Annotated in this window: 1 protein-coding gene and 1 pseudogene; both read right to left on the reverse strand. The window is 73.8% G+C overall.

All coding sequences use genetic code 11. The features are described 5' to 3' along the window. Positions 1 to 1,226: NADH-quinone oxidoreductase subunit N (locus BM093_RS34790; protein WP_093357724.1), on the reverse strand; the 1,226-nt coding region annotated here is incomplete at its 3' end. A 4-nt stretch (positions 1,227 to 1,230) separates the two neighbouring features. Continuing rightward, positions 1,231 to 1,574: pseudogene (locus BM093_RS34795) on the reverse strand (NADH-quinone oxidoreductase subunit M); the annotation flags it as partial.

A 1,574-nucleotide genomic window follows, 5' to 3' on the forward strand; every position in this document is an offset into this window, starting at 1 on the left:
TTGAGCACGGCGAGCACGACCAGCCAGGCCAGGCCACCGTCGACGGCCGCGGTGAACACGACGAGCTTGCCGAACAACACCGCGGTCGGCGGGGTACCGACCAGCCCGAGCAGCGCGACGACGAGGGCGATCGCGAGCAACGGGTCGCGGCGCAGCAGCCCGCGGTGCCCGTTGATGCTGCGCTGCCCGGTGGCGGCGACCACGGCGAACGCGGCGACGTTGGTGACGGCGTAGGCGGCGAGGTAGAACAGCAGCGCCGGCTGGGCCAGCGGTGCGCGGCCGGCGACGGCGACGGCGATCAGCAGGTAGCCGACCTGGGACACGGTCGAGTAGCCGAGCAGGCGCAGCACCGAGGTCTGGGCGAACGCGGCGAGATTTCCGAGGGTCATGCTCGCCGCGGCGAGGATCGCGACCAGCAGTGGCCAGTCCACGACGTCGGTGGGGATGGCGGTGTCGAGGAGCCGGTAGGTGGCGACCAGGGCGCCGATCTTCGGCAGCGTGGTGAGCGCGGCGGCGACCGCGGGTGGGGTGCCGTCGGCGACGTCGGGCACCCAGAAGTGGGCCGGGACCGCGCCGGCCTTGAACGCCAGCCCGGCGAGCACGGCGACGAGCCCGACCGCCGCGGCGCCGCCCGGGCCGCGGGTGATCCCCTCGGCGACGCCCGCGTAGCCGGTGGCCCCGGTCACGCCGAACAGCAGGGTCACCCCGGCCAGGGTGGTGACTCCGGCGAGCGCGCCGGCGAGGTAGTACTTCAGCGCAGCCTCGGTCGCGGTCCCCTGTTTCGCCCATCCGGCCAGGGCATACAGCGGGACGCTGGCCAGCAGGAACGCCGCGAACAGCAGGATCAGGTCGCCCGCCCCGCCGAGCAGCATCGAGCCCAGCGCGCCGAGCTGGACGAGCACCACGAACTCGGTCTCGCGGCGGTGCCCGGCGACGGTGTCGCCGCACAGCGCGATCAGGGCCAGGGTCGTGACGAGCACGATCGCCCGGGGCGTGTGAGTGGCGGTGTCGAGGACGTAGGTCCCGAACACCACCTCGGGCGGCCGGGTCGCGGCGACGGCGGTGGCCACCAACCCGGCAGCGGCGGCGAGTGCGGCCAGCAGCCGGATGGTCCACTGGCGCCGGCGTGGGGTCCAGGCGCCGAGCAACAGCCCGGCGACCGCGCCGAGCAGCAGCGCGATCTCGGGGATCAGGGCGGTCGGGTCGCTGTAGACCATCATGTCCATGCGCTCACCGGGCGACCAGGTCGTTGACGGTACGAGCGGCTGGCTCGATCACGTCGAGCAGCACCCGGGGCAACAGGCCGAGGACGGTGGCGAACACCAGCAGGGACCCGATCGCGAGCAGCTCACCCGGCCCGAGGTCGGGGAACGGGCGCGGCGCGCCGGGCGCATCCGGCACGCGGACCTCGCCGGGCATCATCCGCCCCATCGCGACCAGGAACAACGCCGCGGTGATCAGGACACCGGTCACCGCGACGACCGTCGCGACCGGTACCGCGCCCAGGGCCCCGGCGAAGATCTGGAACTCGGCGATAAACCCGGAGAACCCGGGCAGCCCGAGCGAGGCGAACG

Source organism: Pseudonocardia ammonioxydans (assembly GCF_900115005.1).
Taxonomy (GTDB): domain Bacteria; phylum Actinomycetota; class Actinomycetes; order Mycobacteriales; family Pseudonocardiaceae; genus Pseudonocardia; species Pseudonocardia ammonioxydans.